This is a genomic window from Streptomyces sp. NBC_00335 (assembly GCF_036127095.1).
In the GTDB taxonomy this organism is placed as follows: Bacteria; Actinomycetota; Actinomycetes; order Streptomycetales; family Streptomycetaceae; genus Streptomyces.
The window spans coordinates 728,122-750,152 of sequence record NZ_CP108006.1; the positions used below are offsets into that span (position 1 = coordinate 728,122).

Here is a 22,031-nt window from a genome sequence, read left to right on the forward strand (position 1 = left end):
ACCAGTGTATCGATACATTCTCGTATCGATACGAGTGTGTACCGATACGCTCGCGTTCCCGTAGACTTTCACTAGAGACCGCTGCGGCGCGACCGAAATATCGCGGCGCGGCACCACCTGGCACGCAGCATCGAGGAGAGCCGCCCCATGACGTCGCCGACGCCGGAAGCCGCACCGGCCCCCGCGCGCCGCTCCAAGATCACACCGGAGCGGGAGCAGCAGCTCTACGACGCCGTCCTGGACCAATTGCGCGAGGACGGCTACGAGGCGCTGACCATGGAGAAGATCGCCGCCCGGGCCACCTGTGGAAAGTCCACGCTCTACCGGCAGTGGAAGACCAAACCGCAGCTCGTCGCCGCCGCCCTGCGCGCGGACCGGCGCGGGACCCTCGCCGCGGTGGACACCGGGACCCTGGCGGGCGACCTGCGCGAGGCGGCCCGGCTCGCCGCCTGCACTTCGGGGCGCGACACCCGGCTCACGCAGGCCCTCGGGCACGCGGTGCTGAGCGACGAGGAGCTGAAGGCCGCCCTGCGCGAGGCCCTGGTGGAGCCGGAGCTGGCGGCGTTCGACTCCATCGTGGCGCGGGCCGTGGCGCGGGGCGAGCTCGCCCCCGGGCACCCGGCCGTGGAGTTCTTGCCGGCGCAGCTGATGGGCGTACTGCGCATCCGGCCCGTGCTGGAGGGGCGCTACGCCGACGCCGAGTACCTCGTACGGTTCGTCGACGCCTGCCTGCTGCCGGTGCTGGGCGCGACCCCGCCCGGGGCGGACCGGGCTCCCCGCAGCCAGGCCCCCTGAACCAGCGGACCGCCGTCCCCGATGACCGGGCGGCGACCCGCTCGCGCTGCCTCGTGGGGACGGTGGCAGCGCGGCTCCCGGACCGGACGGCGGGCACTCCCTCGCGGAGTGGCCGCCGACCGGTCCGTGCGGCCATCCCGCGGGGTGGCCGGCCGGCTCAGCTCCGGGCCGCGCCCATCGCCCGCGCGAACTCCTCCGGGTCGGCGTCGAAGCCCCGCAGGACGGGGTCGATCGACCAGACCCCGGCGTCGTCGCGGGTGAACTCGGCCACCGTGACCGCGCTCGCCGCACCGAAGCCCGTGAGGTCGTCCACGGCGAGATCGGTGTAGCCCTCCCGGATGCGCAGTCCCTTTCCCGCGACGTCGGCGAAGGTCAGCGCCCGGCCGCCGCCCGGCCGCTGGATCACCACCCCCACCACGACCCGGGTCAACGCGTCGGCGATCCGGTTGAGTTCGAGGGTCATCACCTCGTCGAAGCCCAGCCCCAGCCCGGTCCGGCTGTCCCGGTTCAGCGTGATGGTGCCGTCGGGCGAACGGCTGCCGAAGTGCACCAGGTGGACGGGCTCCCCGTACGGGTCCGCGGCGGCGTACACCGCCGCCAGCAGGTCGAGGTCGTGGACGGGCGCTCCCGCCGGGCTGGGATCCCACCGCAGCGCGATCTCCACCTTGGCCAGGCCCTTGCGTACTCCACTCACCGAACTCCCCCTCCGAACACCGTGCGTTGCCCTCCCATGCTGTCACGGGCACCGCCCCGGGGCTCGAACGACCGTACGTTCCCGGCCAGTCCCGGGGCGGGGCGAATGCCTGTCGTCACACTCCCGTCGCCGACCGAGGCGGACGGGAGCCTGACGACAGACCCTGGGGCGGCGCCGGCTACCAGTCGCCGTCCTGTACGGGCTTGCCCGGCCGGGGCGCGTTGCCCAGGGGCGCGATCTGACCGGGGGCGGGTTCCGCCCACGGAGCCTCGTCGGCGCCGAGCCATTCGCCCACGGGCTGCACCTTGCCGAGGGTGCCGGAGGCGGCGAGGTCGGCCCCGTCCTCGTCGTAGTAGTCGAACCACGGCAGCCCGGCCTTGGTGTAGGCGGCCCGGTCCACCGGCGAGGGCGGCGGCTCCTCCCCGGTGATCCGGCGCCACTCGGGCGGGGTCACCAGGTGGACGAAGACCCGCGCGGCCGGCTCGGCCGCCCAGTCCTTCGCCTTGCGGTCGTCGCGGTACACCTCCTGCCGCATGGAGCCGCCGACGCCGAGGCCCATCGCCGGAGCCGCCTGCGGGGCGGGCCGGCCGCCCGCGCGCCGCAGCGGGCCCGCGGCCGAAGCCGCGGGCGGGGCCGCCGGCGCCCCGGGAGGCCCGCCCGGCGCCGGGGCCGCCATCGGCGCGGGCATCGCCATCTGCGTCCCCGGGAGGCCTGCGTAACCGCCTCCGTAACCGCCCGCGGGGCCGCCCGGCGGCAGGATCCCGTACGGAACGGCGCCGGTCGGGGCCGCCCCGGCCGTGCGCGCCCGCTCCCGCTCCTCCTCCCGCCACCTCGCCAGCGCCTTCGCTCCGAGCGGGAAGGCCTGGAGCTGCACGCCGCCCGCGGTCTCCTCGCCGGTGACCTGGCCCTCCACGGTGGCCCCGAGCCCCAGCGGGACGGCGACGAACTGGCGGACCGTACCCGTGCCCGAATTGATCCCGTCCAGCCACGGCTGGCGCGGCAGCACGAGGTAGTTCTGCGGCCGGCGCCCGAGCGTGCCCGTCCACCGCTCACCGGAGACGGCGCACACCTTGCCGACCCCGACCTGGAGCGCGGTGGGCTCCCGGGTGCCGCCGAAGCTGAGCCACATCGCCTCGCGCAGGTAGACGGGGAGCATCACCCCGCCCTTGGCGAGCCAGTCCGCCGGAACCGTGTCCGGATAGTCCTCCACCCGCCGCAGCGGAAACTCCCCCAGCCCCGGGGGCAGATTGTGCGTACCGGTCTCCGGGAGCCGCAGCGTCCGCATGAAACGGACCTGCGCCCCCTCGCCCAGCAGCAGTGCGTTCCCCTCGACCCGTACCCCGCCCTTGGCCACCTGACCGGCTCCTCTCCCGTTCAATGCCGGATCCACCGCAGGATCTGCCGCCGTTCCGGATCGTTACCCTCAAGATTTGCTCAGATGTCGTGACACTGCGCCCGACGAGTTCCTAGCTTCCTCATATACGCGCCCACCAGCCTCCGCGGTTCCCCGCGCCCCGGGCCGGTCCCGGTGCTCTCCGCGCGCTCCCGCGCGGCTCCGCTCGCCCGCGACCCCGCGTAACGGCGTACCTCAGGAAAGAGTGCAGCATGAAGGTTCCCAAGGCCGGCGCCATCGCCGCAGTGATCGGTCTCGCCCTGACCGCATCGGCGTGTGGCGGTGACGAGGACCAGAAGACCTTCTCCGTCGGCATCAAGTTCGACCAGCCCGGCGTCGGCATGCGGGAGCCCGACGGCAGCTTCACCGGTTTCGACGTGGACGTGGCGACGTACATCGCGAAGGAGCTCGGCTACCCGAAGGAGCGGATCACCTTCAAGGAGGTCCTCAGCAACGACCGCGAGCTCCTGATCCAGTACAACGAGGTCGAGATCGTGGCGGCCAGCTACTCGATCAACGAGAAGCGCAAGGAGAAGGTCGACTTCGCCGGGCCGTACTTCCTCGCGCACCAGGACCTGATGGTCCGCGCCGACGACCCGAGCATCACCAAGGCCCAGGACCTCAACAACGCCGACAAGCGGCTGTGTTCGGTGACCGGCTCGACCTCGGCGGAGAACGTCAGGAAGAACCTGGCCCCCAAGGCCAGCCTCCTGGAGCTCGGCGGCTACTCCGAATGCGTCGTCGCCCTCAAGGAGGGCCTGGTCGATGCCATGACCACGGACAACTCCATCCTGGCCGGCTACACCGCCCGCAAGGGCAACGAGGGCAAGTTCCGGCTGATCGGGCTGAGCCTGAGCAGCGAGAACTACGGGATCGGCATGAAGAAGGGCAACACCGAGCTCCAGGTCAAGATCAACAACGCGATCCGCAAGATGGTCGAGGACGGCACCTGGGAAGCGGCCGTGAAGAAGAACTTCGGCCCGGACTACAAGTACGAGGCCGCGCCCGCCATCACAACGGGCAGCTGACGACCGTCGAGGCGGTGGCCGGGTCCGACCAGTCCGCGTCGAAGCGGGCGTTGACCACGTAGAGCCGGCCGCCGTACACCGCGGCCGTCGTCGGCTCGTCGAAGCGCGGGTCGGTGATCTGCTTGACGAAGCGGGCCCGGCGGCCGTCCGCGCTCAGGGTGAACACGTCCACGGCGTAAGCCCAGTTGCGTACGACGTACAGCGTCCGCCCGTGCAGCACGAGCCCGTCTCCGTTGCGCACGGAGCCGCCGTCGAGCACGGTCCGGGTGGCGGCGCCGGTGCGCGGGTCCACCCGGAACAGCGCCTCGGCGGTGTCGTGCACCACGAGCAGGGCCCGGCCGTCGGGGGTCCGTTCGATCCCGTTGGCGCCCCAGTACGCGCCGCCGGGCGGGACCGGGTCCCACTCGCCGCCGAGCCGCAGGGCCCGCGGGGCCGCGCCGGGGCCGGTCAGGTCCCGGCCCACGGGCAGGAAGTACAGGACGTCCGCGAAGGAATCGGTGAACCAGGCACCGCCGCAGCCGACGACGGCGTCGTTGACGAAGGCCGCGCCGGTCGCGGCCTGGTGCGTGGCCAGAACCCGACCGTCCCGGGCGTCGATCATCCGGATCTGCCCGCTGGCGCCGCCGGCGACCAGCAGCCTGCCGTACGGGTCGAGCTTGAGCCCCACCGACATGGGACCCTCGCCCCGCGTGATGATCCGCCCGGCGCCGGTGGCGAGGTCGAAGCGGTAGACCGAGCCGTCGATCAGCGAGCCCGTGTAGGCCGTGCCGTGCGCGGAGACGGCGATCCCCTCGGGCTGGAAGCCCGCCGGGATCGCCACCGTGTCGGGCCGCGGCGGCCGGGCCGCCTGCTGCGCCCGAGTTTCCCGCGCCTGGGCGAGCGGCGCCCCCGCACCGACGAGCGCGGCGCCTCCCAGCGCCGCGGCAGCACCGATGAACCCGCGTCGTCCTATGCTTCCCGTCATGACTGACCCTCTCAACTGCCGTGCGCAACAGGTGGGTTGACTCGCACACCCCACCACATCGATGGCGCCCCGGCAGTCTCCGGTCAGGATCTTTCACAAGGGGACGACGAAGCTCACCCTTCCGAAACCGGGGCCTTGACGCGCAGGACGGTCAGGAACTCCCGCATCCAGGCGGAGTGGTCGGGCCACGCGCGGGCCGACACCAGCGTGCCGTCGACCACCGCTTCGGCATCCTCGAACTCGGCGCCGGCCGCCTTCATGTCCAGCTCCAGGGCCGGATACGCCGTGACCCGGCGCCCGTCGAGGGCGCCGGCCGCGGCGGTGATCAGGGGGCCGTGGCAGATCTGCGCGATCGGCTTGTCGGAACCGGCGAAGGCCGCCAGGATCCGCCGCACCTCGGGGTCGTTGCGCAGGTACTCCGGGGCCCGTCCGCCGGGCACCACCAGGGCCGCGTACTGCCCGGGGTCCACGTCGGCGAAGGCGATGTCCGCGGGCCAGGTGTACCCGGGCTTCTCGGTGTAGGTGTCGAAGCCGTCCTCGAAGTCGTGTACGACGAACCGCAGCTTCTTCACCGCCGGCGCCGCGATGTGGACCTCGTACCCCTCCTCGATCAACCGCTGGTAGGGGTAGAGGACTTCGAGGGATTCCGCCGCGTCGCCGGTCACGATGAGGATCTTCGGTGCCATGGGCTGCTCCTGGTAGGGCTGTTCACGGTGTGGCCTCCGTTACCGTGCCCGCGCCGCCCGCTCCTGCATAGGGATTCTTGCGCCAATCACCCGCATGACGCGGTTGATGACGCGCGTAGAAAATCCTGCCTCCGGACACGTGCTTTTTACCTGTAGGGCACATGACAATGTGAACCTCGCTCTGCCACCTGATGCCCCGCCAATTCCCCGGGCGGGAGCGGTGCGTGTGGAGAGGTACCCCCACGTGATGAGAATCTCGCGCCTTACTCCCTGGGCAGCCGGCCTCGCGGCCGCGTCCCTCATACTGCTGCCGGCCTCCGCCTCGGCGGGCCAGCAGAAGGAGGCCGCCCCCACGGCGGCTTCGGCCTCCGTCGCCGTCGACACCTACTACGCCACGGCCGAGGGCAAGACCGGCGCCGCGCTCAAGACGGCGCTGCACAACATCATCAAGACCCAGTCCAAGGTGACGTACGACGGTGTGTGGAACGCCCTGAAGGTCACCGACCAGGACCCCGCGAACTCCAACAACGTCATCCTGGTCTACTCGGGCCGCTCACAGTCGAAGTCCACCAACGGCGGCGGCGTCAACGACTGGAACCGCGAGCACGTCTGGGCCAAGAGCCACGGCGACTTCGGCACCGCCACCGGCCCCGGGACCGACCTGCACCACCTCAGGCCCGAGGACGTCACCGTCAACAGCACCCGCGGGAACAAGGACTTCGACCTGGGTGGCGGCGCGGTCTCCGAGGCCCCCGGCAGCCTGACCGACGCCGACTCCTTCGAGCCGCGGAACGCGGTCAAGGGCGATGTCGCCCGCATGCTGCTCTACATGGCCGTGCGCTACGACGGCGGTGACGGTTTCGCCGACCTGGAGATGAACGACAAGGTCAACAACGGCAGCGCGCCGCTCTTCGGCAAGATCAGCGTCCTGAAGCAGTGGAACCTGCAGGACCCGCCGGACGCCTTCGAGCAGCGCCGCAACCAGGTCATCTACGACACCTACCAGCACAACCGGAACCCGTTCATCGACCACCCGGAGTGGGTCAACTCCATCTGGTAGACGGGCCCACGGCCCTACTGCGCGCCGAGGGCCATCCACTTCTCCGGTGCCGCGAGCGGCTCGAAGCCGGCCTTCGCGTACACCTCGTGGGCGTCCGCGGTCGCCAGCAGGATCCTGCGCAGCCCGTACGGGGCGAGGTGGTCCCGTACCGCCCCCGCCAGGGCGGTCCCGAGCCCCTTGCCCCGTACGCCCCGGTCCACGTACACGTCGCAGAGCCAGGCGAAGGTGGCCCGGTCGGTGATGACGCGCGCGTAGGCCACCTGGAGGCCCGACACGGCGTCGTAGACCCCGTAGTTGAGCGACCCGTCGATGGCGGCGTCCTGCTTCTCCCGGCTCCGGCCGAGGGCCCAGTAGGCGTCCCCGGACAGCCACCGGTGGATCAGCTCCCGGTCCAGGCGGCCGGGGTCGGTGGAGATCTCATGGCCCTCGGGCGAGGGCAGCGCACTGTCGTCCATGCCCGCATCCAAGCAAAGCGGACGGCACCCGGCCAGCGGGTTTCGACAGCCGGGACGCGGCCGGCCCGGCTGCGGGCGGCCGCGATACCGCCGGCCACGTCCAGGCCGGCCGCGCTGCAGCCGGTCGCGCTACAGCCGGTCGGCCAGGGCCTTGAAGGCCGGCCAGTCCAGGGCCGGGGTGCGGGAGTCCCAGACCTTCTGGGACAGGGCGGCGAGCGGGAGCCTGATGCCGGCCGCGACCTGGGCCTGGGTCTGGGCTCCGGCCAGATCGCACCAGACGGCCAGCCGCGCGCCCAGGATCTGCCCGGCGTACCGCGCGGGCACGGCCGCGGTGCCGCGCAGCACGAGCGGGGTCCACCGCTCGTAGATGCGCCGGCCGTCGGGGTACGTGAACTGGTTCGGCTGCCCCAGCACGTAGTAGAGGTACTCGTCGTTGAGGTTGACGACCTTGCGGCCCTCCCGCAGGTACTCCAGTGGCGGCCGGGCCCCGCCCTCCTTGCCCGTCCAGTACTCGACCTGGATGTCCTTGGCGGGCTGGACGAGCCCTCCGGTGAAGAAGCCGTCGTTCCAGGCCGCCGGCGCGCGGCCTGCCGAACGGACCACGTCCGCCCGGTCGTTCAGCCAGCCCGTCGCGAGGTCCTGGACCCGGGCGGTGGGCCCGTACTGCTGCCGGGCGGCGGCCGTCAGCTGCGGGAAGGAGGCCTGCGGATCGCGGTAGACCAGGGCCTGGTACTCGTCTGCGCCCAGGTTCCACAGGGCGCCGGGGAACAACGGCAGGTATTCCCGGAGGAGTTCGTCCACGAGCTTCGCCGCGGCCGGGTTCGCTATGTCGACCGCCCCCTTGACCGCCCGGCCCTGCACGTCGCGCAGCTGCAGTCCGGGGTGGGCGCGCAGGACCGCTCCGAGGTGGCCCGGCGAGTCGATCTCGGGGACGACCGCGATGTGCAGCCGGGCGGCGAGCGCGGTGATCCCGCGCACCTGCGCCTTGGTGAGGTGGGGGGTGGAGACGATCTCGGGGTGGGTGTCGGACTCGATCCGGAAGGCCTGGTCGTCGGAGAAGTGCAGGCCGAGCTGGTTGAGCTTGAGGTCGGCCATCTCGCGCAGCCGGTCCTCGATCCAGTCCGGGGTGAAGTGCTTGCGGGCTATGTCGAGGTTGAGCCCGCGCTGCGGTTTGGCCGGGGCGTCGCGCACGGTGCCCTCCGGGGCCGAACCGCCGCCGCTCACCTCCTGCTTGAGGGTGCGGGTGCCGTAGAACACCCCGGCCTGGTCGGGTCCGGTGATGCGGACCTGCCCGTCGCGCACGGTGAGGGTGTACGACTCGGGCGCGCCGGAGCCCTTCGGCCCGAGGGCCAGCTCCACGTCGCCCTTGCGCGGGGTGGCCGACTCGGCGAATCCGATCCGCAGCTCACCGGCCAGCAGCTTGCCCTCGTCCGCCAGGGCCGCGCTGTCGGCAGGCGGTACGACGACCCGCGCCTCGGGGCCGGGCCGCCAGCCGGGGCCGCGGGCCGCCACGTGTTCCCGTACGGCCGGGACGGTGCGCGGGGCGGTGGACAGCGCAAAGGTCGGCGTCGGCGAGGGCGCCGCGGCTTGCGGGGTGGAGGGGGTGGCGGCGGGGGTGGCCGGGGCGGCGGCGGGGTCCGTCGCGCTCGGCGGGGTGCTCGCCGCGGCCGGGACCCGGGTGTCCGCCGGGCCGGGCGTACCGGACGCACAGCCCGGGACGGCGACAAGGGTGACCAGCGCGACGACCGTTGCCGTCGCGCTGACGTGGCTGCGCCCGTACTGCTTCGTCTGTCGCATCATGCTCCTGTCCCCCGTACCAACGTGGCACGGGGGACAGCGCGGCGCGACCCGGGCGATCGGGCGATCAGGCGAGGGCGCCGAGCGCCGACTCGGCGAAGCCGTGGTCCTGGGCCGGGGCTCCGCCGCCGACGCCGATGGCTCCGACGAGCCGGCCGTCGCGGTGGACCGGCAGCCCGCCCGCGATGAACAGCAGCGGCCGGTCCAGGGCGGTGGGCAGGGTGTGGAAGGGGCCGCCGGGCTGGACGGCGTCGACGAGATCGGCGGTCGGGGCATCCAGCTGCAGCGCCGTGAAGGCCTTGCGGGTACTGGTCTCGCCCGAGATCAGGACGGCCCGGTCGTCGCGCCGGAAGGCGAGCGGGTGGCCGCCCGCGTCGAGCACGGTCACGCTGACGGCGACCCCGGCGGCTTCGGCGGCGGCCGTGGCGGCGGCGACGAGCGTCTCGGCGTCGGCGGTGGTCAGGGGGGCTACGGCGGTGCGGGTGCGGGTGGGGGTGGACATGCGGGTCTCCTGTGACGTGAGGGGAGGTGGTGTGGGGTGGAGTGGAGTGGTGTGGGGTGGACGGTGGATCAGTGGCGGGCCGGTACGGCGGCTGCGGTCACCGTCGGGGCGCCGGCCGCGATGACCCGGCTGCCGCCTTCGCCGCCCGCGCGGGTCCCCGTACGGCGTTCCAGCGCGCCGGAGACCAGGGCGAGGGCCAGGGCGGAGGCGGCCAGTGCCGCGCCGACCCAGTTCGGGGCGGTCCAGCCGAGTCCGGCGGCGATGACGAGGCCGCCGAGCCAGGCGGCGAGGGCGTTGCCGAGGTTGAAGGCGCCGATGTTGACGGCGGAGGCCAGGGTCGGGGCGCCGGCGGCCTGGTCGAGGACCCGCTTCTGCAGCGGCGGCACGGTGGCGAAGCCGAGGGCCCCGATGAGGAAGAGGGTGACGGCGGCGCCGGCCCGGGTGTGGGCGGTGAGGGTGAAGGCGGCCAGGACCACGGCGAGCGCACCCAGGGAGGTGTAGAGCATCGGCATCAGCGCGCGGTCGGCGAAGCGGCCGCCGACGAGGTTGCCCGCGACCATGCCGAGGCCGAGGAGGACGAGCAGCCAGGTGACGGAGGTGTCGGCGAATCCGGCGACGTTGGTCATCATCGGGGTGATGTAGGTGATGGCGGCGAAGACCCCGCCGAAGCCGAGGACGGTCATCCCCATCGCCAGGAGCACCTGGACGTTGCGGAACGCCGCCAGCTCGTGGCGGATCCGTACGCCCTCGGGGCGCGGCAGGTCGGGGACGAGCCGGGCGATGCCGAGCAGGCCGAGGAGACCGAGCGAGGCGACGATCAGGAAGGTGACGCGCCAGCCGAGGTGCTGGCCGACGAGGGTGCCGAGGGGGACGCCGACGACGTTGGCCACGGTGAGGCCGGTGAACATCATGGCGATGGCTCCGGCCTTCTTCTCGGGGGCGACGAGCTCGGCCGCGACGACCGCGCCGATGCCGAAGAAGGCGCCGTGGGCGAGGGAGGCCACGACCCGCCCGGCGAGCATGACGCCGAAGGCGGGGGCCAGCGCGGAGACCACGTTGCCCACGATGAACAGGCCCATGAGGAGCATCAGCATGCGCTTGCGGGGGATGCGGGTGCCGAGGACGGTCATGAGCGGGGCGCCGAGGACGACACCGAGGGCGTAGCCGGTGACCAGGAAGCCTGCCGTGGGGATCGAGACGCCGTAGGTGGCGGCGACCTCGGGAAGCAGGCCCATGATCACGAATTCGGTGGTGCCGATCCCGAAGGCGCCGATGGCGAGTGCGAGGAGTGCGAGAGGCATGAGGGTGCCCTTCAGGAGCTACAGGCGCTCCAGGGGGAGGGAGAGGGAGGCGGCGGGCCCGGCGATTGCCGCAGCGGGTTGCCTGCGTCCACATTAATTGCAGACGCGGGATATTTGCAAGCGCGGGCAATTGCAGACGTGCCCTATCCTGGAGTGACACGCCTTCGAGGAGGAAGCCATGACGGCCACGGACAGCGCACTCACCGCCCTCTCCCAGGGCTGGTGCGCCCTCTCCCTCCTGCACGGGCGGATCGAGACGCACATCGAGCGCGCGCTCCAGGCCGGACACGACCTGAGCGTGCGCGAGTACTCCCTGCTCGACGTCCTCAGCCGCCAGCACAGCGGCCCCGGCGGCCACCTGCGCATGCACCAGGTCGCGGAATCGGTGGTGCTCAGCCAGAGCGCGACGACCCGGCTGGTCAGCCGGCTGGAGGACCGCGGGCTGCTCAGCCGCTACCTGTGCGACACCGACCGCCGGGGCATCTACACCGAAGTCAGCGCGGCCGGCCTGGAACTCCTGGCCGAGGCCCGCCCCACCAACGACACCGCCCTGCGCGAGGCCCTGGCCGAGGCGTCGCACGATCCGGAACTCGCCCTGCTGGTGGCCGCGGTACGGAACACCCCGGCGGCGGACCGGGGGATCCAGGCGAACCAGACGGCCTAGACCCGCCGGGCCAGTACCTGGCCCGGCCAGGTGCCGGAGAGGAAGCCGGCGGTGCGGGTGAAGCCGTTGCGCTCGTAGTACGCGACCAGTTCGCCTGTGCCGCCCGCCCAGCAGTCGACGCGCAGCAGCTCCACGCCGGCCCGCCTGGTCTCCTCCACGGCCCGGGCCAGCAGCGCGGCGCCGATGCCCAGGCCGGCGTGGCGCCGGTCGGAGACCAGCAGCCGCACGTACCGCTCGGGTTCCCCGGCCGGCTCGATCATCGGCATCTTCGGGCTGGGCCCGGAGTCCAGTACCAGGGCTCCGACGGGCATCCCGTCCAGCTCCGCGAGGTACGGGGAGTTCTCGGTCGTGTACCGCTGGACGCGCTCCACCCCGCCGGGAATGCGCGAGTACGGGATCGTCCCCCACTGCTCGGTGTTCCCGCGGGCGTTCATCCAGGCCACCGCGGAGTCGAGCATGTCCAGAACGGCCGGAACGTCCGCCGGACCACCCGGCCGGATCCGTATGCCGTGGGTCGTGGTGTCGTTCATGGGGCGAGCCTAATCGGTGCCGCGGTGGCTCAGCGCGCGGTACTCCGAGGGCGTGAGCCCGTACGCCTCGCGGAAGGAGCGGCTGAAGACCGCGGGTCCGCCGAAGCCCCAGCGGGCGGCGATGGACTGCACCCGGTGGGCGGCGAGTTCGGGCCGGGCCAGGTCGGCGCGGCACTCTTCGAGGCGGCGCCGCCGGATCCGGGCCCCGACGCTCTCCCCCTGCCCCTGGAAGAGCTGGTGGAGCCCGCGCACCGAGATGTTGTGGCGGGCCGCGATGGCGGGCGGGGCCAGCTCCGGGTCCCCGAGGTTGTGCTCGATGAAGGCGTTGATCCGCCGTAGGAGGACCTCCGTGCGGGCTTCGGAGGGGATCCGGTCCTCGGCGTTCAGGTGCTGGGCCAGGCAAGCCGTGGCGAGGTCGACGGCGACCGCGCCGAGCCGGGCCAGTTCCTGCGGCTCGCATTCGGCGGCGTGGTCCTCCAGGGCGGTCATGAAGGAGGCCAGGATCGCCGCGATGCCACGGTCACCCGGTATCCGGCGGGCCAGCAGCCGCTCCAACCGCTCGGGACGCAGCGGCAGCACGTCCCTGGGGAGCATCAGGATCGTCGCCCGCACCTGGCCGCCCTCCGCGAGCATCGTGTTGTCGGAGGGGAGCGAGGTGTCCCACAGCATGAGGTCCCCGGCCCCGACCGTGCACGCGTTGCGGTGCTGGGACATCGACGTGACGCCCGAGCGCAGCAGGGCCAGTTGGTACTGCTCCGGATCGCCGCGCCTGATCAGCGCGGGAGTGCGCCGCGAACGCAGGGGCGACAGGGTGAACTTGGACGCGCGCAGGGGCCCCAGGTCCACTACGGCGGCCTCCCCCTGGAACTCGGCCGGGCGCTCGCTGCTGAGGGCGGCCGGCATCACCTCGCGCGAGATGATGTCGGCGTACCAGTCGAACCGCTCCCCCGCCGGCACCCCGCCCGACGACACCACGTGCCACATCCCGCGCCCCCTGTTCGATCTCTTCGGCCTCTTCGGCCTCTTCGACAGGATCCAAGGATGCGGCCAACCGATCTCCGTCGGCGCATGGTTGGGGCCGCGCGGCGCCCCGCGCCCCGCCCCCCGTCCCGTCAGCGGCGGCTCGGTGAAGCCGTCGGCGGCGGGGACGAAGGCGAGGACGACGGGCGCGACGAAGCGGAGGGGGCGGAACTCGGCTGTGGCGCACTCGTACCGGGCTCCGGAGCCCGCGACGGGCTCACGGTGGGCACGTACGAGTGCGTGGGCGTGGCCGACGGAGCCGAAGGAGGCGTGATCGGCGACGGGGATGCCGACGGGGAAGGAGACGGGGACGGATCGGCCGGGACGGGCCCCGGAGCCGAGCCGGTCGGCGTGGGCGACGGCGGCGCGGCCGGCGGCACCGGTACCGGGCCCGGGCGGACCGAAGCGTCCGGAGCCAGTACGGCGTACCCCACCATCACCGCGGCGGCGGCCGCCAGGCCCGCCAACGGCAGGGTGAAACCGCGCGGCCAGGCCCACGGCACGCTCCGCACCCCCGGCCCGGGCGGCTGCGCCGGGCGCAGTTCGCGCACGGTGATCCCGGCCGCGCGGGCGTCCAGGGCCTGCCGCAGCCGGTGCTCCACCGGCCTCCCGGAGGGTTCGCAGGGCTCCGGCGGCTCCCAGCCCGGCCCCATGGGCGGCTCCTGCCCACGCGTCATATCCGACCCTCCAGAATCCGCTCCAGCGCGTCCAGCCCACGGCTCGCGTTCGATTTGACCGCCCCACGGCTGATCCCCAGCGTCTCGGCGATCTCCGCCTCGCTGAGGTCCGCCCAGTAGCGCAGCACGAGGACCTGCCGCCGCCTCGGCGTCAGCCGCCCCAGCGCGGCGAGGACTTCGCGGTGCGCCTCGTCGAGGACCACGGACGCCTCGGCGGAGGGCACGTCGGCGGGTGCCTGCGGGGTCCACGCGCGGGCGGTCCGACGGCGGCGCAGCACGGACCGGGCGGTGTTGACGACGGCGGTGCGCAGGTAGCCCAGGGCGTTGTCCACCTCGGTTATCCGCTCGCCGTGGCGCCGGTACAGCGCCGTGAAGGCGTCCTGCACCACGTCTTCGGCGGTACCGAGATCGTCGACCAGCAGCACCGCCAGCCGGACCATCCGCAGCCGGTGGGCGTGGTAGAGCTCGGTCACGGTGGGCGGCGGGCCGCCCTCCTCGGAGGGATGGCCGTACGTGTACCCGTGCCGGTACGGCTCCGGCGGCGCGGGCGGGGCCTGCGCCGAGGAGCGCTCACGGCGCAGCAGGAACGACCACAAGCCCCGCCACGGCCGGTCGAAACCGGGCGCGGCGGGGCCGGCGGATGGTGCGAGGTGGAGCACGGGGGTCCTCAGCCGTTGGCGCGGCGCCGCACGGTGTACAGGGTCGCGGCCCCGGCGGTGATCAGCACGGCGGCCCCGGCGCCGAGTGCGGCGTTGGTGGCGGAGGAGCCAGTATGCGCGAGCTCGGACCCGCCGGGTGAGGCGGGGGCGGCGCTCGGAGCCGCGCTCGGGACGGCGGTCGGCGTCCCGCCCGGGGCGACGGTCGGGGACGCGCTCGGGCGGACGCTGGGGGCCGCGCTCGGCGTCGCGCTCGGGGGCCGGCTCACCGAGGGCGCGGGGGCCGAGGGGGCCGCGCTCGGCGCGGTGCTCGGCGCGGGCGCGGGTGCGGTCGCGGTGGGCGTGGCGGACGCCCCTTGTGCGGCGGAGGCCGGCCCGGCCAGCGCGACGGCCACCCCGGCTGCGGCGGCGGCGAGGCCCGCCGCCCTGCGGACGGACAGCGGGGCGCGCTTCAGGTTCTTCACGGTGGTTCTCCACGGTCGGCTGCGGGGGCGCGGGATCACGCCCTTCACCCCCGCACGACGCGCGAGTGCCCGGGAGGTTGCCGCCGTTCCCGAAAAACTTTTCGCGGCCCCCGGCCCCCGGCCCCCGGCCCCCGGCTCCCGGCTCCCGGCTCCCGGCGCCGCCCGCTCAGACCCGGCGCGACGCCCGTGACCCCCGCGAGCCCCGCTCCTCCCGCAGTCGCCGCAGGACCGTGCCGATGACGGCCACCCCCTCCTCGATCTCCCCCACCGTGCCCGCCGCGTAGCCGAGCACCAGGCCCGGCGGTCCCGGGTTCACCCGGTGCCAGGACAGCGGGTGCGCCTTGACCCCGAGCTCCAGAGCCGCGGCGGCGAGGACCGTGTCGTCGAGGGCCGGGGCGTCGGGTGCCCCGCCGCCGAGTGCCCTGTCGTCGAGTGCCCTGTCGTCGATGCCGCCGGGCCCGGGGGCATCCCCGTCGAAGGCGACCATCAGGTGCAGCCCGGCCGCCGCCCCGTGCACCCGCGCGCCGGGCAGTTCGGCGGCGATCGCGCGGAGCATCGCGTCCCGCCGGGTCCGGTGGCGGCGGCGTACGAAGCGCAGGTGGCGCTCCAACTCCCCCGAGGCCATCAGCCGGGCCAGCACCAGCTGGGCGAGAACGGGATTGCCGAGGTCGGCGTAGCGCTTGGCCTCGATCACCGCGTCCAGCCGGCGTCGCGGGACCAGCAGCCAGCCCAGGCGCAGGGCGGGGGCGAGGAGCTTGGAGACGCTGCCGGTGTAGCAGACGGCCTCCGGGAGCAGGGCCCGCAGGGCGGGGACGGGGGCGCGGTCGTAGCGGTGTTCGGCGTCGTAGTCGTCCTCGATGACGACTCCCCCGGCCGCCGCCCAGCCGAGGAGTTCGCGGCGCCGCTCTCCGTCGAGGACGACCCCGGTCGGGAACTGGTGCGCCGGGGTCAGCACCACCGCCTGGGCCGGGCCGGCGGCCAGGGCGGCGGTGTCGATGCCGCCCCCGTCCACCGGTACGGGCAGGATCTCCATGCCCCCGTGCCGCAGCTGCTGGCGCGCCCCGAGCGAGCCGGGGTCCTCCACGGCCACGCGCCGTACGCCCTCCGCGCGCAGCACTTGGGCCAGCAGTCCCAGCGCCTGGGCCACGCCCGCCACCACGACCACCTCGTCGGGGTCGGCGCGGATCCCTCGGTTCAGGGCGAGCCAGCCGACGATCGCCTCGCGCAGGGCGGGGGCGCCCTGCGGGTTCCCGTAGCCGAAGTCGGCGGGGGTGAGCTCGGCGAGGACCCGGCGCTCGGCCTGGAGCCAGGCCGTGCGCGGGAAGGCGGTCAGGTCGGGCGCGCCGGGCGAGAGGTCGATCCGGCACGGGGCGGCGCGCAGCGCGTCGACGGGTCCGCCCCGTGGCCCCGGGGTGAACGGGCCGGCCGGATCCGGGACTCCGGAGGGGCCGGACCGGGCCGGGGTCGGCCGCTCGGTCACCGGCGCGGCGACCACGACGGTCCCGGCCCGGCCGCGGCCGGCCACCTGGCCGGTCTCCGCCAGCCGCTGGTAGGCCTCGGTGACCAGCCCCCGGGAGACCCGCAGTTCGGCGGCGAGGACGCGGCTGGCCGGGAGCCTGCTGCCGACGGCGAGCGTGCCGTCGGCGATGGCGGCGCGCAGCCGGTCGGCGAGCCAGTCGGTGCGGCCGCCGGCCGGGGCGCGGCCGATGTCGAGCTGGAGGAAGTCCGATCCGGCGCTCTCTCCTGGCGCTGCTTCGTTCACCGCTTCTTCGTTCACCGCTTCTTCGTTCACGGCTGCTTCGGACCCCTGGATGGACCCCTGGATGGCACTCTCTTTGGACCTGTCCACGGGTCCATTGTGGCGCCAGGCTCGACGGTATGAGTACCTCGCCCCCTTCGTCCCGGCAGTTGCGCGACCTCGCCCCCGGCATCGCCGGCATGGCCCTGGTCGGCAGCAGCGTCACCGTCTCCCACTCCCTCGTGGACGCCCCGCTCTTCGGCGTGCAGGCCGCCCGGTACGCGGTGGCCGCGCTGCTCCTCTTCGGTCTGGCCCGCCTCGCCCGGGTGCGGGTCAGGGCCCCGCGCGGCCGGGAGTGGCTGTGGCTGGCCGGGGTCGCCGCGACCGGGCTGGTGCTGTTCAACGTGGCCGTCGTACGGGGCGTCGCGCACGCGGAACCGGCCGTCATCGCCGTCGCCGTGGCCTCGGCGCCGATCCTGCTCGGGGTGATCGGGCCGCTGCTGGAGGGCCGCGGGCCCAGCCCCCGGGTGGTGGTGGCCGCACTGGTGGTCGTCGCCGGGGCGGTCCTGGTGGAGGGAACCGGCCGGACCGACGCCGCCGGGGTGGGCTGGGCCGCGCTCGCGCTGGGCTGCGAGGCCGCCTTCACCCTGCTCGCGGTACCGGTGCTGCGGCGCCACGGCCCGTGGGGTGTCTCCCTGCACGCGGTGTGGCTGGGCGCGGTGATGCTGGCGGTGCTCACGGTGTGCGTCGAGGGGCCTTCGGAGCTCGTGTCGGTGAGCCCGCGCCAGTGGGCGGCCGCCGGATACCTCGCCGTCCTGGTGACCGCGGTGGCCTTTCTCCTCTGGTACCGCACGGTGGCCGCGGTGGGCGCCGGCCGGGCCGGGCTGCTGGCCGGGGTGGCGCCGCTCGCCGCGGCGGGCGCGGGAGCCGTCACCGGCGGCGGGGTGCCGGGGCCGGCGGTGTGGCTGGGCCTGGCCGTGGTGGTCGCCGGGCTGGCGGTCGGACTCCGGCCGGAGCGGACCCCGGGCGGGCCGGCGGTCGCACCAGGCGCACCGGTCGCGCCGATCGCACCCGTCGCCCCGGTCGACCCCGGTGCGCCGGTCGCCCCCGGCACGCCGATCGCGCCGCCGGCGCGAATGCCTCGTAACGCCCAGGAGTCCGCGGCCCCTTGAGCACTCCCCGCGTTGTGGATCACAATCCGCAGATGGCAACGCCTCCGTACAGCAGCTGGATGCGGTACTTCTCACCGACCGCCAACCACCGCCGGCTCGGGCTGGTGTGCCTGGGCGTGGGCGTGCAGCAGGGCGTGCTGCCGGTGGTCGGCCCGCGCGCCCTCGACCACCACGTCGCGGTGGTGGTGTGCGCCGGCCGGGGCTGGTTCAGCCACGGTGGACGGGCCCCGCAGCCGGTGACGGCCCCGGCGCTGCTGTGGCTCGTGCCCGGGGTGGAACACCACTACGGCCCCGATCCGCAGACCGGCTGGGACGAGTGCTTCGTGGACTTCGCGGGCCACAGCGTGGAGGCGTACACCGACCTCGGCTACGTCACCCCCGACCGCCCGCTGGTACCGCTCAGCGGCACGGCCGGGGTGCGGCACGTGGTCGACGGGATCGTCCGGGCGGCCCGGCTCGGCGGCCCCCTGCTGGAAGTGGAGGCCGCCGCCGCCGTGCACGGGCTGCTCGTCGCGCTGCGCTACGCCCGGGCCGAGGTGTCACGGCACGGGGACACCGTGATGGACACCCTGGCCCGGGACGCGCTGCTGCCGATCTCGGTGGCCGAGCACGCCGCCCGGCTCGGGATGACCCTCCCCGAGCTGCGCGGCGCGGTGCGGGGCAGTACCGGGGAGGGGGTCAAGGAGTACCTCCTCGGCATCCGCCTGAGCCGGGCGAAGGAACTGCTGGCCCGCACCGACCTGCCGGTCGCCGGGGTCGCCCGGCGGGTCGGTTACGAGGACGCCGCCTACTTCAGCCGGCTGTTCAGCCGCCGGGTGGGCGTGGCGCCCGTCCGGTTCCGCCAACAGCAGTCGGTGCAGCAGCAGTCGCCGCGGTGGCTCCAGGAGCCACCGACGCCCGTCACGGCAGGTAGCCGATGTTGAGCTCCGCGACCGCCGCCCACGGATTGCCCGAAACCTCGCTCGTGGCCTTGAGCTTGACGTAGCGCGCGGTCCGCGCCGTGAAGGCGACGTCCTGCTGCGTGGTGGTGTTGGGATAGGTCCCGGAGGCGGCCGCGGTCCCCCAGGTGACCCCGTCCGTGGACGTGAGGACCTGGTAGTCGGCGATGCGTCCGTTGCTCTGCGTCTGGCGGGGCAGGTAGTGCAGGGCGGAGACGTTGTAGGAGGCGCCGAGGTCGAGGGTGATCTCGTGCGGCATCGCCGCGGTGGCCTGGTACCACTGGGTGTGCCAGATGGTGGCGCTGTCCCCGTCGAGCACGTTGGCCGCGGCGCCGTTCTCGCCGGCGGTCTCCTGGCTGTCGACGGCCTTGATGCTCATCTGCGTCTGCGGGACCAGGAGTTCACCACCGCCCCCGGTGCCCAGGTCGTCGATGGCGAGGTCGTCGAGGATGAAGTCGGCCTCGTTGTGGGAGCCTTCGCCGGTCACCTTCCGCACGCCGATCCAGGCGTCGGTGCCCGCGGTGAAGGTCTTGGTGAAGGTGGTGGGCGTACGGGCCTGGTTCAGCGCGGTGGCCGTCTCGGTGCTGCCGGAGCCGGTGATGAACTGGTAGTCCCCGCTGAAGCCGTTCTCGTAGCCGAAGGTGACCTTGTACGAGCGGCCGGGCGTCAGCCGCAGGGTCTGCGGGAGGGTGCGGTAGACCAGGCCCTGCCGCTCCTCGTGCGATTTGAGCGAGTTCTGCCCGCTGATCACGTCGTCGACCAGCTTCCCGCTCCAGCCGGCCTGGGTGTACGGGGCGTTGCGCTGGGCGATGTGGGTGCGCGGGTCGGTGGCCGCGCCGCCGGCTCCGCCGAAGGCGAAGGGGCCCCAGCCCGCGTCGACGTTCTCGAAGTCCTCCGTGAACCAGTGGCCGTTCAGCGGGGTGCGGGCCGAGCGGACGACCCGTACGTCGTCCAGGTAAACGGTGCCGGAGCCGGAAGCCGCGGACAGCTTGAGGGTGGCCGCCGACTGCCCCGCGGGGACGTCGAAGAGCACCTTCATGCGCTGCATCTTGGTGCCGTTCTTCTCGCTGCCGCCGAGGCTGTTGGTCAGCGTCGAGGAGTCGGCGTAGACGGAGGCGGCCGAGCCTCCGGCGGGGGTCACGGTGAGGGTGGCGGCGCGTCCGGCCGGGGTCGAGACCCAGACGGAGGCGGCGTAGGTGCCGGGGGTGAGCCCGGTGAGCTGCTGGGAGACGGCGGGCGCGGTGCTCGCGGCCATCGTGAGCTCGTTCTGCCCCTGGGCGTTGCGGGTGACGGCGGCGCCGGTCCCGGTGACGGACCAGGCGTTCAGGTTGCCGGAGAAGAAGGAGGGGTCCTTGACGGGGGCGCCCTGGCCCCAGTTCGGGTCGGCCTGGGCGGGGGCGGCGCCGTTGGTGACGACGTAGGCGGTCCTGGCGGCGGCGTTGATGGTGACCTGCCCGCCGGTGACGGCCAGGTCCCCGACCAACTGGCGTCCGGTGTCGGTCAGTTTGTACAGCTTGGGCGAGGACCAGCCCGCCGGCAGGGCCCAGGTGGTGGAGGCGGCCTTGTCGTTCCAGTGGTAGAGCTTGCCGTCGCGCGGGAGCAGGTAGGCGGAGCCGTCGAGGACGGTCCGGCCGGCGGTGGTGATCTTGCGGGTGTTCCCGGAGGTGGTGACGGTGGTGCCGTTGGCGAGGGTGACCGCGCCCGCGGTCCACTTCACGATCGGGGATTCCTGGAGGTACTTGGTCGGCAGGTTCGTCGCGAAGGTGGTGGTGAGGAAGGAGGTGAAGTCCCGCTTGCCCTGCCAGCCCTCGTAGGCGGTGATCTCCGCGCCGCCGAGCAGCGGGTTGGCGGCGATCCAGTCGTCCTTGGTGTGGTTGGCGATGAAGCGGGCGATGTTCGAGTTGATGCCCTTGAGGTCGGTGCCGCCGTAGTTGACGTCGGTGGCCCAGTGGTGCCAGAGGGACTGTCCGGTCATGGAGGCGGGGAACTCGGTGGCGAGCTGGTAGCCGAGGCCGCCGATCTCGCGTTCGAGCTTGCGCGAGAGGTAACCGTCGCCGTACCAGACGTCCACGTAAAGGAAGTCCAGGCCGGGGGCGGCCGCCTTGAGGTCCTGTAGCCGCTTGAGGCGCCCGCCGGACTGGCCGTCCTTGCGGGTGTCCACGTAGTACGACTGGTCGAGCCAGTCCCAGCCGAGCCCGCCGGTCTGGTGCGCCGGGTCGAAGGTGGCCGAGACCGGGTACTCCTCGGTGGCGTTGATGTGGACGCCGAAGTCGGCGTTGTAGGTGTGGCCGACGGTGGTGAGGGTGTTCAGGTCGGTGGCGCCGCCGAGCTTGGAGCCGATGTTCTTGTAGTCCATGTGGGCCGAGTCGTGGCCCTCGGAGGCGTACCCCTTGAGCAGGACGAACTGGCCGAGGCCGTCGGTGGCGAGGTTGACCCGCTTGGTCTCGTCGAGGGTTTCGGAGAAGGGGTGGGTGGCCGCGGAGGCGAAGTTGAAGGGGATGCGCTGCACGACCCGGTCGGCGGTCTGCTGCCAGCCCGTGGGCGCGGTCCAGATGTCGCGGTAGGCGACCGCCGCGTCCTGCCAGTCCACGGTGGAGTCGGCGTTGCGGTCGGCGGTGATCGCGACGCGGACGTAGGGCAACGGCTCGGTGTCGGTGTCGGCTGCGCCCGTGGCCCGGTAGAGCCAGGATCCGCTCCACAGGCCGGCCCGGCGGTAGGTGCCCTTGTCGGTGACCTGCTTGCTGATCCGGCCGTTCTCGTTGGCGGTGCCGCCGGAGGGGGCGTCGTAGTACGAGTTGGAGTCGATGGCCGCGGCCAGCTTGCCGGTGTTGGCCAAGCCGTACATCACGGTCGTGGCGGCGGCGTCCACCGGGGTGTTCGCGGTGACCGGGGTGAAGGTGTCCCCGGTGCCGGTGGTGGCGGTGTGCATCTTCGCGGTGGAGAGCGCGGCGCCGCTCTGGTTGCTGCGGACGCTGACGAGGTTGTGGTGGGGGATGGCGAAGCTGCGGACGCGCAGGGCGGCCGTGTCCTCGACCGCCGTGACCTTGAACTCCACCACCGAACCCGTCACCGAGAGCCGGGACCTGATGGTCACTCCGGAGAAGGCCAGCGCGTAGTCCACGCCCGAGGCGGAGGGGGTGGAGGTGACGGTGGGGGTGTAGGTGGTTCCGTTGACGACGATCGCGCCGATGGTGTCCTCGTTGCCGTTCAGCACGTCCCCGGTGGCGGTGCGGGTGTAGCTGATGACGCGGGGGAAGGCGCTGTCCACGCTCACGGACAGCTCGGGCGAGGTGATCGTCACGGGGCCGGCCGCCGCGGCGGGGGCGGCGGGCACGGCCACGACCAAGGTGGCCACGAGACCGGCCACCGCGGCTGCGGCCGGCCAGAGGGGGGTTCGCATCGGACCTCCGGGAGTCGGCGCTTCCTGGGCGGAAGACCGCACGCCGTGGAGGCAGGCGGTCCGCTCACTGACCTGACAGCCTGCGGACCGCGGCCCG

Annotated in this window: 21 protein-coding genes; 7 read left to right on the forward strand and 14 right to left on the reverse strand. The window is 73.4% G+C overall.

Annotated elements, in window-relative coordinates; translation table 11 throughout:
• Positions 1 to 147 precede the first annotated feature (147 nt).
• The gene (locus OHA37_RS03280) at positions 148 to 795 is read left to right on the forward strand and encodes a TetR/AcrR family transcriptional regulator (protein WP_266902252.1); all 648 of its coding nucleotides are present in this window, start codon (positions 148 to 150) and stop codon (positions 793 to 795) included.
• Between the two features lie 157 nt (positions 796 to 952).
• On the opposite strand, the gene OHA37_RS03285 is transcribed toward OHA37_RS03280, so the two are convergent.
• Positions 953 to 1,489 (reverse strand): TerD family protein, encoded by a 537-nt coding sequence (locus OHA37_RS03285; protein WP_266902254.1) that lies wholly within the window; start codon positions 1,487 to 1,489, stop codon positions 953 to 955.
• A 178-nt stretch (positions 1,490 to 1,667) separates the two neighbouring features.
• A complete protein-coding gene (locus OHA37_RS03290) occupies positions 1,668 to 2,843 on the reverse strand; it encodes a hypothetical protein (protein ID WP_266902256.1) in 1,176 nt (391 codons plus the stop codon).
• Between the two features lie 251 nt (positions 2,844 to 3,094).
• Between OHA37_RS03290 and OHA37_RS03295 the strand changes: the two genes are divergently transcribed.
• On the forward strand, positions 3,095 to 3,910 hold the full coding sequence (locus tag OHA37_RS03295) for a glutamate ABC transporter substrate-binding protein (RefSeq protein WP_266902258.1): 816 nt from the start codon (positions 3,095 to 3,097) through the stop codon (positions 3,908 to 3,910).
• On the opposite strand, the gene OHA37_RS03300 is transcribed toward OHA37_RS03295, so the two are convergent.
• Both OHA37_RS03300 and OHA37_RS03305 read right to left on the reverse strand, forming a co-directional pair.
• Complete coding sequence (locus OHA37_RS03300; RefSeq protein ID WP_266902260.1) at positions 3,894 to 4,874, reverse strand: superoxide dismutase; 981 nt, start codon at positions 4,872 to 4,874, stop codon at positions 3,894 to 3,896. The two genes, OHA37_RS03295 and OHA37_RS03300, sit on opposite strands and share 17 nt — an antisense overlap.
• Before the next feature lie 113 nt (positions 4,875 to 4,987).
• The gene (locus OHA37_RS03305) at positions 4,988 to 5,560 is read right to left on the reverse strand and encodes a DJ-1/PfpI family protein (protein WP_266902262.1); all 573 of its coding nucleotides are present in this window, start codon (positions 5,558 to 5,560) and stop codon (positions 4,988 to 4,990) included.
• A gap of 247 nt (positions 5,561 to 5,807) precedes the next feature.
• On the opposite strand from OHA37_RS03305, the gene OHA37_RS03310 reads away from it, so the two are divergent.
• On the forward strand, positions 5,808 to 6,620 hold the full coding sequence (locus tag OHA37_RS03310; protein ID WP_266902264.1) for an endonuclease I family protein: 813 nt from the start codon (positions 5,808 to 5,810) through the stop codon (positions 6,618 to 6,620).
• Between the two features lie 14 nt (positions 6,621 to 6,634).
• On the opposite strand, the gene OHA37_RS03315 is transcribed toward OHA37_RS03310, so the two are convergent.
• From OHA37_RS03315 to OHA37_RS03330, 4 genes are all read right to left on the reverse strand, one after another.
• Complete coding sequence (locus OHA37_RS03315; protein ID WP_266902266.1) at positions 6,635 to 7,075, reverse strand: GNAT family N-acetyltransferase; 441 nt, start codon at positions 7,073 to 7,075, stop codon at positions 6,635 to 6,637.
• Between the two features lie 129 nt (positions 7,076 to 7,204).
• Entirely contained in the window at positions 7,205 to 8,875 is a 1,671-nt protein-coding gene (locus OHA37_RS03320) for a beta-N-acetylhexosaminidase (protein WP_266902268.1), read from the reverse strand.
• 64 nt (positions 8,876 to 8,939) lie between these two features.
• Positions 8,940 to 9,374: a GlcG/HbpS family heme-binding protein gene (locus OHA37_RS03325; protein ID WP_266902270.1), complete on the reverse strand. Its 435-nt coding sequence runs from the start codon at positions 9,372 to 9,374 to the stop codon at positions 8,940 to 8,942.
• A gap of 68 nt (positions 9,375 to 9,442) precedes the next feature.
• Positions 9,443 to 10,675 (reverse strand): MFS transporter, encoded by a 1,233-nt coding sequence (locus tag OHA37_RS03330; protein WP_266902272.1) that lies wholly within the window; start codon positions 10,673 to 10,675, stop codon positions 9,443 to 9,445.
• Positions 10,676 to 10,853: 178 nt separating this feature from the next.
• Between OHA37_RS03330 and OHA37_RS03335 the strand changes: the two genes are divergently transcribed.
• Positions 10,854 to 11,339, forward strand: coding sequence for a MarR family winged helix-turn-helix transcriptional regulator (locus OHA37_RS03335; protein ID WP_266902274.1), 486 nt, complete (start codon positions 10,854 to 10,856; stop codon positions 11,337 to 11,339).
• Here the strand turns inward: OHA37_RS03335 and OHA37_RS03340 are convergent.
• Entirely contained in the window at positions 11,336 to 11,869 is a 534-nt protein-coding gene (locus OHA37_RS03340; RefSeq protein WP_266902276.1) for a GNAT family N-acetyltransferase, read from the reverse strand. The two genes, OHA37_RS03335 and OHA37_RS03340, sit on opposite strands and share 4 nt — an antisense overlap.
• A 9-nt stretch (positions 11,870 to 11,878) precedes the next feature.
• Positions 11,879 to 12,853, reverse strand: coding sequence for a helix-turn-helix domain-containing protein (locus OHA37_RS03345; RefSeq protein WP_266902278.1), 975 nt, complete (start codon positions 12,851 to 12,853; stop codon positions 11,879 to 11,881).
• 84 nt (positions 12,854 to 12,937) lie between these two features.
• On the opposite strand from OHA37_RS03345, the gene OHA37_RS03350 reads away from it, so the two are divergent.
• Positions 12,938 to 13,624, forward strand: coding sequence for a hypothetical protein (locus OHA37_RS03350; RefSeq protein ID WP_266902280.1), 687 nt, complete (start codon positions 12,938 to 12,940; stop codon positions 13,622 to 13,624).
• On the opposite strand, the gene OHA37_RS03355 is transcribed toward OHA37_RS03350, so the two are convergent.
• The 3 genes from OHA37_RS03355 to pdxR form a co-directional block, all read right to left on the reverse strand.
• Positions 13,563 to 14,225, reverse strand: a complete 663-nt coding sequence (locus tag OHA37_RS03355) for a SigE family RNA polymerase sigma factor (RefSeq protein WP_266902282.1) — start codon at positions 14,223 to 14,225, stop codon at positions 13,563 to 13,565. The two genes, OHA37_RS03350 and OHA37_RS03355, sit on opposite strands and share 62 nt — an antisense overlap.
• An 8-nt stretch (positions 14,226 to 14,233) precedes the next feature.
• Complete coding sequence (locus OHA37_RS03360) at positions 14,234 to 14,686, reverse strand: LPXTG cell wall anchor domain-containing protein (protein ID WP_266902284.1); 453 nt, start codon at positions 14,684 to 14,686, stop codon at positions 14,234 to 14,236.
• A 166-nt stretch (positions 14,687 to 14,852) separates the two neighbouring features.
• Positions 14,853 to 16,463: a MocR-like pyridoxine biosynthesis transcription factor PdxR gene (gene pdxR, locus OHA37_RS03365; RefSeq protein ID WP_266912477.1), complete on the reverse strand. Its 1,611-nt coding sequence runs from the start codon at positions 16,461 to 16,463 to the stop codon at positions 14,853 to 14,855.
• Between the two features lie 101 nt (positions 16,464 to 16,564).
• Here pdxR and OHA37_RS03370 point away from each other — a divergent pair, with 101 nt between their 5' ends.
• Both OHA37_RS03370 and OHA37_RS03375 read left to right on the forward strand, forming a co-directional pair.
• Entirely contained in the window at positions 16,565 to 17,596 is a 1,032-nt protein-coding gene (locus tag OHA37_RS03370; RefSeq protein ID WP_266902286.1) for a DMT family transporter, read from the forward strand.
• Between the two features lie 32 nt (positions 17,597 to 17,628).
• Positions 17,629 to 18,519: a helix-turn-helix domain-containing protein gene (locus tag OHA37_RS03375; RefSeq protein WP_266902288.1), complete on the forward strand. Its 891-nt coding sequence runs from the start codon at positions 17,629 to 17,631 to the stop codon at positions 18,517 to 18,519.
• Here the strand turns inward: OHA37_RS03375 and OHA37_RS03380 are convergent.
• Positions 18,497 to 21,934, reverse strand: a complete 3,438-nt coding sequence (locus OHA37_RS03380) for an endo-alpha-N-acetylgalactosaminidase family protein (protein WP_266902290.1) — start codon at positions 21,932 to 21,934, stop codon at positions 18,497 to 18,499. The two genes, OHA37_RS03375 and OHA37_RS03380, sit on opposite strands and share 23 nt — an antisense overlap.
• Between the last annotated feature and the right edge of the window lie 97 nt (positions 21,935 to 22,031).

Excerpts from the sequence above, each read along its gene's own strand:
- OHA37_RS03280 (WP_266902252.1), top strand. The coding sequence starts at position 148 with ATGACGTCGCCGACGCCGGAAGCCGCACCGGCCCCCGCGCGCCGCTCC.
- OHA37_RS03295 (WP_266902258.1), top strand. The coding sequence starts at position 3,095 with ATGAAGGTTCCCAAGGCCGGCGCCATCGCCGCAGTGATCGGTCTCGCC.
- OHA37_RS03300 (WP_266902260.1), bottom strand. The coding sequence starts at position 4,874 with ATGACGGGAAGCATAGGACGACGCGGGTTCATCGGTGCTGCCGCGGCG.
- OHA37_RS03305 (WP_266902262.1), bottom strand. The coding sequence starts at position 5,560 with ATGGCACCGAAGATCCTCATCGTGACCGGCGACGCGGCGGAATCCCTC.
- OHA37_RS03310 (WP_266902264.1), top strand. The coding sequence starts at position 5,808 with ATGAGAATCTCGCGCCTTACTCCCTGGGCAGCCGGCCTCGCGGCCGCG.
- OHA37_RS03315 (WP_266902266.1), bottom strand. The coding sequence starts at position 7,075 with ATGGACGACAGTGCGCTGCCCTCGCCCGAGGGCCATGAGATCTCCACC.
- OHA37_RS03320 (WP_266902268.1), bottom strand. The coding sequence starts at position 8,875 with ATGATGCGACAGACGAAGCAGTACGGGCGCAGCCACGTCAGCGCGACG.
- OHA37_RS03325 (WP_266902270.1), bottom strand. The coding sequence starts at position 9,374 with ATGTCCACCCCCACCCGCACCCGCACCGCCGTAGCCCCCCTGACCACC.
- OHA37_RS03330 (WP_266902272.1), bottom strand. The coding sequence starts at position 10,675 with ATGCCTCTCGCACTCCTCGCACTCGCCATCGGCGCCTTCGGGATCGGC.
- OHA37_RS03335 (WP_266902274.1), top strand. The coding sequence starts at position 10,854 with ATGACGGCCACGGACAGCGCACTCACCGCCCTCTCCCAGGGCTGGTGC.
- OHA37_RS03340 (WP_266902276.1), bottom strand. The coding sequence starts at position 11,869 with ATGAACGACACCACGACCCACGGCATACGGATCCGGCCGGGTGGTCCG.
- OHA37_RS03345 (WP_266902278.1), bottom strand. The coding sequence starts at position 12,853 with ATGTGGCACGTGGTGTCGTCGGGCGGGGTGCCGGCGGGGGAGCGGTTC.
- OHA37_RS03350 (WP_266902280.1), top strand. The coding sequence starts at position 12,938 with ATGGTTGGGGCCGCGCGGCGCCCCGCGCCCCGCCCCCCGTCCCGTCAG.
- OHA37_RS03370 (WP_266902286.1), top strand. The coding sequence starts at position 16,565 with ATGAGTACCTCGCCCCCTTCGTCCCGGCAGTTGCGCGACCTCGCCCCC.
- OHA37_RS03375 (WP_266902288.1), top strand. The coding sequence starts at position 17,629 with ATGGCAACGCCTCCGTACAGCAGCTGGATGCGGTACTTCTCACCGACC.
- OHA37_RS03380 (WP_266902290.1), bottom strand. The coding sequence starts at position 21,934 with ATGCGAACCCCCCTCTGGCCGGCCGCAGCCGCGGTGGCCGGTCTCGTG.